Annotated in this window: 6 protein-coding genes; 2 read left to right on the top strand and 4 right to left on the bottom strand. The window is 62.7% G+C overall.

Annotated features, from left to right (window positions below):
- Window positions 1–239: 239 nt before the first annotated feature.
- Both ACH196_RS37195 and ACH196_RS37200 read left to right on the top strand, forming a co-directional pair.
- Window positions 240–857 carry a cupin domain-containing protein gene (locus ACH196_RS37195; protein WP_396651844.1) on the top strand — a complete coding sequence of 206 codons (618 nt, stop codon included), beginning with the start codon at window positions 240–242 and terminating at the stop codon, window positions 855–857.
- A gap of 369 nt (window positions 858–1,226) precedes the next feature.
- Window positions 1,227–2,687, top strand: a complete 1,461-nt coding sequence (locus tag ACH196_RS37200) for a hypothetical protein (protein ID WP_396651845.1) — start codon at window positions 1,227–1,229, stop codon at window positions 2,685–2,687.
- Between the two features lie 115 nt (window positions 2,688–2,802).
- On the opposite strand, the gene ACH196_RS37205 is transcribed toward ACH196_RS37200, so the two are convergent.
- The 4 genes from ACH196_RS37205 to ACH196_RS37220 form a co-directional block, all read right to left on the bottom strand.
- The gene (locus ACH196_RS37205) at window positions 2,803–3,282 is read right to left on the bottom strand and encodes a MaoC family dehydratase (protein ID WP_396651846.1); all 480 of its coding nucleotides are present in this window, start codon (window positions 3,280–3,282) and stop codon (window positions 2,803–2,805) included.
- 795 nt (window positions 3,283–4,077) lie between these two features.
- The gene (locus ACH196_RS37210; RefSeq protein WP_396651847.1) at window positions 4,078–7,209 is read right to left on the bottom strand and encodes an efflux RND transporter permease subunit; all 3,132 of its coding nucleotides are present in this window, start codon (window positions 7,207–7,209) and stop codon (window positions 4,078–4,080) included.
- A 13-nt stretch (window positions 7,210–7,222) separates the two neighbouring features.
- On the bottom strand, window positions 7,223–8,383 hold the full coding sequence (locus ACH196_RS37215) for an efflux RND transporter periplasmic adaptor subunit (protein WP_396651848.1): 1,161 nt from the start codon (window positions 8,381–8,383) through the stop codon (window positions 7,223–7,225).
- 359 nt (window positions 8,384–8,742) lie between these two features.
- Window positions 8,743–8,977: hypothetical protein (locus tag ACH196_RS37220; protein ID WP_396651849.1), on the bottom strand; the 235-nt coding region annotated here is incomplete at its 5' end.

The raw sequence follows: 8,977 nt of genomic DNA on the forward strand, positions 1-8,977 counted from the left end.
TCGACTGCGCGGTGTTGTTCTGGCATTGTCATGAACGTCCATCCGAGGCTCCTGGCTGGCGGTCGCGTGTGTGGTAACCGCAACCTCGCATCCAAGCCTCGGACGGACAACCTCCATAGCAATGACAATTAGGGCAGCCGGGGCGGCGATCAGCCAACCGGTTCGACGGCGTCATATTCCCTGCTATGATCCCGACGGCGCTCGAGAAGCGTCGCCGACTGCGGTCGCCCATGTGCCGTATGGATTTCGCAATGCAACCGCTCCCGCCCGTCGGCACGCGTATCCGCAACCGTTTCAACGGCGAAACTTTTATCTTCACCCATATGGACGATCGCGCGGACGAAGTTCAGTTCGAGGTTTTCCTGGAGCGGGGCGGGATGCTGACGGGAACCGGGCGGCAGCATCTGCATCCGAATGCCGATGAGGAGTTCATCGTGCAGGCCGGCATGCTGCGTATCATGGTCGACGGCGCGTGGCGGATGTTCGGGCCGGGGGAGAGCCTGGTGGTCACGCGCGGCACGCCGCATCTGTTCCGCAACGGCCACGACGGCGAGACGCAGTTCACCGCCAAATTCCGGCCAGCCCACGATTTTCTGCGCCTGTTCCTGAACATGTCGATGAACATCGCCGACAACCCGTCCTGGTATGACGCCAAGGGCGAACCGCCACTGTTTCTACAAGCCCAGGCGCTTCATGCCTTCCGAGGCCACGCCTATGGCCACGGCATCCCGGTGTGGTTCCAGAAGCTGTTGTTTGCGGTATTGAGCCCGATCGCCTTGCTCATGGGGTATCGGCTTGCCATGCCGCCCCGGAACCGGCGGTTAATGAAGGCAACGCCGCGGGCGGCAAAACCTTGATGTTGGCGTTCGGCATGTCATAGTGCCGGGATGAGTACGCCCAGACCCCCTAAAGACGAGTTGCCGCCGGAAGACCGGCCTGACGATGACGAGGCTCTCGAACAGGAACTTGAGGAAGGACTGGAGGATTCTTTTCCGGCAAGCGACCCGGTTTCGGTGACGTCGACAGCTATTCCCGGCGGGCCGGGCAAGAAGAGTCACTGATCGGGTGGATGTCGACCAGTCGATACCTCTGTCATAGCCGTCTCGTCTTGCCTCGGTAAAGCGCGTCAGTGTCTCCCCAAAAGGTTGAGGCGGCGCCGATTGTCTCGCGACAGTTGCTATACCCACGTCATCGACATAAAGTAGATGGCGGAGCGGGAGGCATTCATGACGAACTATATTTTTACGAGACAGTTTCCACCCCAGGTCATCTCCAACTTTCAAGCCGGCGACAAGCTGGACTTTTCGGCTTTCAATCTGTCGAGTTTTTCCCAACTGCTGCCGTTCATCACGCATAGCGGCGCCGATACGATCCTGACGCTCAAATTCAATGGTTTCGTCGAAAGCCTGACGGTCAAGAACCATACGCTAGCCGCCTCCGATTTCCTGCTCAACACCTCGCCGGCCGATCTCACGGTTACAGGCACCGACAAGGTCGATTTTCTGTTCGGTGGCAACGGGGATGATTGGTTTTACCCGGGTGGCGGCGCCCATACCATTGCGCCCGGTAAGGGTGACTGGATGCTGGGCGGGAAGGGGGACGATATCTATTCGGTGCGCGAAAGCGCCGACATGATCATCGAAAATGCCGATGAAGGCTTCGACCAAGTGGCGGTTTCGACGGGCGGGTATCATCTCCCTGGCGGTCAGGAAATCGAAGTGCTCAAGACGACTTCCGCTACTGGAACGTCGCAAATCGCTCTCACGGGAAACGAGTTCGCGCAGACCATCATCGGCAATGCCGGGAAAAATTGGATTACCGGCGGAGGCGACGCCGACGCAGCCGACGTTCTGCGCGGCCTGGGCGGCGACGACAGATACACTATACACAACGCCGCCACGATCGTCGTGGAAGCAGAGGGAGGCGGCTTCGATACGATAGAATATTATGGCCTTGCAGACTTCACGCTTTCGAGCGGCTCTCATGTCGAGATGGTCTCGCTATCCAGCAGAGCCCTCAATCTGACCGGCAACGAATTGGGCCAGACTCTGTTCGGCAATGCATACGACAATATCCTAAACGGCGCGGGCGGCGCCGACACCATGGCGGGGCGAGGCGGCGACGACATCTATTATGTCGACAATATCCACGATAACATCCAAGATGAGGGAATTCGTGATGGCGTTGATCGTGTGGCGACGACGGTAAGCTGGCAACTGCTCGGAGGCGCGATCGAATTTCTCAATACGACATCGCTCAACGGCACCAAGGACATCAATCTCAGCGGCAACAATTATGCACAGAAGATCGTCGGGAATGCGGGCGACAATCGCCTGGATGGAAAAGGCGGCCTTGATACGCTGGTCGGATACAAGGGCGACGACACGTTCGTCCTCTCCTGGACGGGGCCTTATCATTCTCCCACAATTGCCGATTTTACGTCGGGCGAGGATCTGATCGAACTGCGCAGTCTTTCGTTCTCCTTGCCTTCGGGGGCCTTGGGCGCCGGAGTTTTCAGAGCCAACACGACGGGACTGGCGGAGGGAGCGTCCGACCGCATCATATACGACACGGATGACGGCATGCTCTACTACGATCCCGATGGGTCGGGCGCCTATAGCAAAGTGCTGATAGCCAAGTTTGTCGGCTTGCCCGCGCTCGCCAGTTCGGACTTCGTCGTGGTTTGATGCCGCGTCGACCGAGGTCGTCATTGCAGTCGGAACGCCATAACCTGTCAAAGCCACGCCGCGGACGGCGGGAGTAGTCCGAGAAGGGTCCTCGGTCGGGTGGCGGCGCGCTACCTCACGCCGGTGTTTCCTCCGGCTGAATGAACGCCAGCGTCAGCCAGCGCGCGGTTAGCGCCGGTTTCAGCGATCCCTCGATCTCTATCGTCACGTCGTGTTCGATCTCGATCCAGCCGGACGGACGCGCCTTTAGTTTTGCCAGGACGAAGCGGGTGCGGATACGGGCGCCGGTCTTGACCGGGGTGACGAAACGCAGCGTGTCGAAACCCTGGTTGATGCCGATGTCGGCGCCCTCGATCCTCGGGATCGTCTCGAAAGCCATCGCCGACAGCAGCGACAGCGTCAGGAAGCCGTGGGCGATGGTGCCGCCGAAGGTTGTTTCCTTTGCCGCCCGCTCGGGGTCGCAATGGATGAACTGGTGGTCGTCGGTCGCGTCGGCGAACTGGTCGATCATTTCCTGCGTGACGGTGCGCCACGGCGATACGCCGACTTCGTGCCCGACGCCTGTCTTGGCCTGTTCGAGGGTGATCTTCTTCAACCGATAAACTCCCAGCCCGATATTTTCTGGGTTCTGATAGTGGGTACGTTCCGGATTGTCACCGAATTCCAATTATCCAGCTCATTTCAACCCGAGTTGGAACGAGAGCTAACGCCCTACGATGATCGGGATTAAAATGGGCGTGAGCGCTATTACGCCGATGGACAAGTTGGCGGATCGACCGGCAATAACGCGGCTTTCAAGATGCGAGTTTTCGGTGGGCGGGTCGAGTTTGAATCTCAATGGTCGGATTCTTATCGAACTTTCAGCCGATCCCCGTCTTTCTCGATTAAGGAGTTTAGACCATTGAGGCGCATATGACCCCAAGCTAATTTTCTACAACGTGGATCGGAGTTGATTTGTTTGTCGCACCAGCGACGCCAGCCTTCGTGCGCCAGCGCAATCTTTTCAGCCTCTAACATACCTATGTCGTATACCAATCGTATGGTCTTGATCAATTCGAACCAATCGATGTGGCTGTGAAACAGAAGCCCGACGGCCTCGCTAATCGGAGGCGGCGGGGTCGCCGTTCGCAACATGGCGACATTCTCTCTAATTCGTTCAAGAGGCATCTGCTTTCACCTTAGGGCCATTTCTGTTTTGTATCGGCCCACGAACCATAGGTTTTCGATGTCCCCTCTCAATTAACGCGACGATGTCGCTGACTTCCTGGGACTCACCCGCAAATGCTCCATGCATCGGAATCCGTCATCGGCCCGCCTATGAAATAAGAAGTGATCAGCTTGGTGTCGGTAGCGGTACATTTCCACGAACCACCAAAATCATATGGCGAACTCATTCCGCCGGTTCGGCGTCGAGATAGGCGGCTTCCTGGAGTTCGCGCTTCAGGCGGGCTTCCTCGTGCACTTTCGGCGTGATGAAGCGGCCGAGGAGCAGGTAGGCGACCGGCGTCAGGAACAGCGTCGAGACGGTGGCGAGGCCGAGGCCGCCGACGATGACCCAGCCCAGCGCGATGCGCGCCTCGGCGCCGGCGCCGCTCGCAAGCACCAGCGGCACGCCGCCGAGCACGGTGCAGATCATGGTCATCATGACCGGGCGCAGCCGGATGTTGGACGCCTGCTCGATCGCCTCGCGCACGCTGGCGCCGCGATCGCGGAGCTGGTTGGCGAATTCGACGATCAGGATGCCGTTCTTGGCCATGACGCCGACCAAGAGCACGAGGCCGATCTGGCTGTAGGCATTGAGGCTGGTGCCGGTGAGGATGAGCGCGAAGATAGCGCAGGCGAGCCCCAGCGGAACGGTCGCCATGATGATGATGGCGCTCATGAAGCTTTCGAACTGGGCGGCGAGCACCAGCAGGATGATGACCAGCGCGAAACCGAAGATGGTGATCATGCCGCTGTTGGTCTCGCCCAGCGTCGCGGCCTCGGCCAGCGGCACGATGCGGCTGCCGGGCGGAAGCAGGGGCGCCGCGATCTGCTCGGCGACCCGCAGCGCGTCGCCCAGCGCGAAATCCTCGCGAAGGTTGGAAGTAATGGCGACCGACGGCTGCTGCTCCTCGCGGGTCAGCGAGGGCGGCACGGCGCGTTCGGTGAGCGTCGCGATGGTCGAGACCGGCACGTAGCGGCCGTCGCCGGTCTTCAGGTAGATGTTTTCCAGGTCGGTCGGATCGTTGACCGGGTTGGTGGTGGAGACCAGCTTCACGCCATAGGCGCGGTCGCCGATATAGACGTCGCCGATATCGTTGCCGTCGAGCATGGCCTGCTGGGTGGCGGCGAGGCCGGTGATGTCGATGCCGAGGTCGGAGGCGCGCTCGCGGTCGATGACCACGGAAAGCTGCGGCTGGGTGGGGTCGACGGAGAGGCGGGCCTGCTGGAAGCGAGAATCCTGCTGCATCTTGTCGATGATCTGGACCGCGGCCTCGCTGAGTTTCTGGCGGTCGTTGCCGACCAGCGCGAATTGCAGGCCGTTGCCGGCGCCGCGGATGCCGAGGCTGTTGGGCTGCACCGGGAAGACGCGGACGCTCGGCACCTGGCGGACGAGGCGCGAGATGTCGGCCATGATCTGCTGCTGGCTGCGCGCGCGCTCTCCCCAGGGCGCCAGCGTCATCACCATGAAGCCGGAATTGTACTGGCCGTTCTGGCCGGCATTCTCGAAGGTGCTGACGATCTCGCCGGAATCGCGCAGCGGCTGGATCAGTTCCTCGATGCGGCGCATCTGCTGCGACGTATAGTCGAGGCTGACGCCCTGCGGCGCGTTGATGCGCAGAAGCACGACGGAGCGGTCCTCGCTCGGCGTCAGTTCCTGGCGGATCGTGCCGAACAGCGAAAAGGCGGCGCCCGCAAACAGCACGGCGACGAGCACGACGATCAGCGGCGCGTCGAGGCAGATGTGCAGGCAGCGGCGGTAGAGCGTGCCCAGCGCGGAGCCTATGCGTCCGCCGACGCCGCCGGGGCCGTCGTGGTGCAGCGCGTGGGCGGTCAGCATGCGCGAGGCGAGCATCGGGCAGAGCGTGAGGGCCACGACGCAGGAGAGCAGCACCGACATGGCGAGCACGAAGCCGAATTCGCGGAACAGGCCGCCGGTCTGGCCGGGCAGGAAGGAGATCGGCACGAAGACGGCGACCAGCGTCGCCGTGGTGGCGATGACAGCGAAGAACACCTCCTGGGTGCCGAGCAAGGCGGCGGCGCGCGGCCCCAGGCCCATGTTGCGGCGGCGCACGATGTTTTCGAGGACGACAATAGCATCGTCGACGACCAGGCCGGTGGCGAGCACCAGCGCCAGCAGGGTCAGGATGTTGATGGAGAAGCCGGCGAGGTAGATCGCGGCAATGGTGCCGATCATGGCGACCGGCATGGACAGCGCCGGAATGAGGGTGGCGCGCCAGTCGAGCAGGAAGACGTAGATGACGATCAGCACGATCGACACGGACAGCATGAGCGCCAGCTCGACCTCATGCACAGCGCCTTCGACGAAGACCGCGTCGTCGCTGGTGACCTTGATGGTCATGCCTTCCGGCAGGCCATTCTGAATCTCGGCGACGGCGGCCCGCACGCCGGCGGAAATGTCGAGCGTGTTGGATTCGGCCTGGCGCACGATGCCCATGCCGATGCCGGTCTTGCCGTCGGAGCGCAGCGTGCTCTGCCCGGTATCGGGGCCGAGCGTAACGGTGGCGACGTCGCGGACATGGGTGTCGCCGCCGATGACGATGGCCTCGAATTCCTCCGGCGTGGTGACGTCGGCGGTGGTGCGGACGATCAGGTCCTGGTTGTTGGTGGTGATCGAGCCGGCCGGGCTGTCGAAGGCGACGGAGGCCAGCGCGTTGCGCAGGTCGGCCACGGTATAGCCCTGGCTCGCCAGCTTGCTCTGGTCGACGTCGATGCGAAAAATCTTGTCGCGGTCGCCATAGACCTGCACGTCGGCGACGCCGGGGACGGCGGCCAGTGTGTCCTCGATCTGATCCTGCACGAAGACCGTCATGTCCTGGATCGACATGGTCTCGGAGGTGACGGCGAGACGCATGACGGCGTCGGAATTGGCGTCGGCCTTGACGATGCGCGGCGGGTCGGCCTCGTCCGGCATGGCGTTGGCGACACGGCCGACGGCATCGCGCACGTCGGAGGCGGCGACGTTCAAATCGACGCCGTCGTTGAACTCGATGGTGACGCGGCTGCGGCCGAAGGAAGAGGTCGACGAGATCGATTTGACGCCGGAGACGCGGGCGACCGCGCCCTCGATGACGTCGGTCAGCTCGCGGTCGACGGTTTCGGCGGCGGCGCCCTCGAAATCGGTGGTGACGGTGATGACGGCGCGGTCGACGTCAGGCAACTCACGGATCTCGACGCCGTAGAAGGCGGCGAGGCCGGCCACCGCGATCAGCACGTTCAGCACGAAGGCCATGACCGGCCTGCGGATGAACAGAGCGGTAAAGCTCTCGTCGGCCTTGTTGCTGTCGATGTCGGTCATGCCACGCTATGCCTCAGGATCCGCTGGCGTCGGCGGCGCGCGGCAGGTCTTTTTCACCGGCGATGCGGACCTCGCTGCCCTGGCGCACACTCTGCACGCCTTCGGTCACGACCATATCGCCGCTGGCGATCGGCGCGTCGACAAGCACGGTCTCGGTATTGCGCTGGATGATGCGGACCGGCATGCGATCGACCTTGCCGTCCTTGACCACCCAGACGAAGGCGCCGTCGGTGCCCCACAGCACGGCAAGCGGGCTGACGGCGGGATAGGTCTCGCCCGCGAACTGCATGGCGACCTGGAAGGACATGCCGGCGCGCAACGAATCGGACGGGTTGGCGATGCGCGCCTGCACCCACAGCGTGCGGCTCTTGTCGTCGATGCGGTTGTCGACCGCTGATACGGTGCCCTTGTAGCTCTGCTTGGGATTGGCCAGCGGCGTCGCGGTGATCTCGGCGCCGACTTCGACGGCGGCGGCGAAACGCTCGGGCACCCAGAAATCGACGAGGATCGACGAGCGGTCGTCGACCGTGGCGATGGACGACTGGCTGGTGACGTAGTTGCCGGCCTCGATCGGTAAAATGCCGACGACGCCGGCAATCGGCGAGATCACCGAGCGGCGGTCGAGCGCCAGTTGCGCGTCGTGAACGGCGAGTTCGCTGTTGCGAAGCGCCAGTTGCGCCTCGGTGAGCTGCACGGCGGTGGCGGTGTTCGACTTGCGCAACGCTTCCATGCGCGTGACCTTGGCGGCGGCATCGTCGCGGGTGATCTTTGCGCGGTCCAGCGCGATCTCCTCGGTCTCGGAATCGAGCGTGGCGATGACCTGGCCCTTGTCGATATGGGCGCCGGACTGGACGAGGAAAGCGGTGAGGCGGCCGGCGGTGTAGGGCGTGACGGTGACGGTGGCATTGGCGCGACCGGTGCCGATTGCCTGGAGGCGGTCGTTGATGGTGGCGGTGCTGACGGCCTCGGCGACGACGGTGGCGCGCTGGGATTGGTTGCCGCCTTCCCGTTGGCGAACGGCGCCCGTCGTCTCGGGCTTCGTCGTCGAGGCCAGGGCCCATTCGATGCCCCAGGAGGCCAGCAGCCGGTCCGACCCTGGAAAAAATTTCACCCAAGCCGCAGCGGCGGCGACAACAACCACCAGCGAAAGAGCAAGTTGTTTCCAGACGGACATTTGAAATCCCGGACCCGAGCAGCACAACACGGGACGACAAAGTCATACACCGTCGCCATGCAAATGCGAAATCAACCAATTGGCAGCACGCAAGTGCCGCCGATTTGAGGCTGTGTGCCAGATTGCAAAGGCGAATTCTCATTAAATTTGTGTAAGGTTCGCAGCGGCATGCCGTTGCGTATGCTGCGCTGCACCCAAAAACTGTTGCGGCGCAATAGCTTGAATTCTGGCGGCGCGCCTAAACAACTCGGCGGGCTTGAGCAGCGGTATTTGCAGACAGCACGGACCGCCGCCAGGCCACGAAAAAATCCGCGCTGGTCGTCGACCCTTTGCTTGTAGTGTCCGGCGGAGCGCCGGCGTCAGGACGTATCGGCACGCATCGGGTTCAGCGCGTCCAAGGCCAGCGCATGGGCACGCGCCAGAATCTCGTCGATCTCGCGGATGTTCTTCCGGCGCCCGGGGTCCGGATCGTAGGGCGACAGCCGGCCGCCGGGCGGCCGGCCCAGCCACAGCGGCCGCGTCCGCTGGAACCGCACCGTGCCGCGCGCCGTCCTGCCGCGCACGACCACGGCGCTGCCGATCTGCCGCATCTCC

This window comes from Mesorhizobium sp. IMUNJ 23232, assembly GCF_044326205.1.
Lineage (GTDB): Bacteria > Pseudomonadota > Alphaproteobacteria > Rhizobiales > Rhizobiaceae > Kumtagia.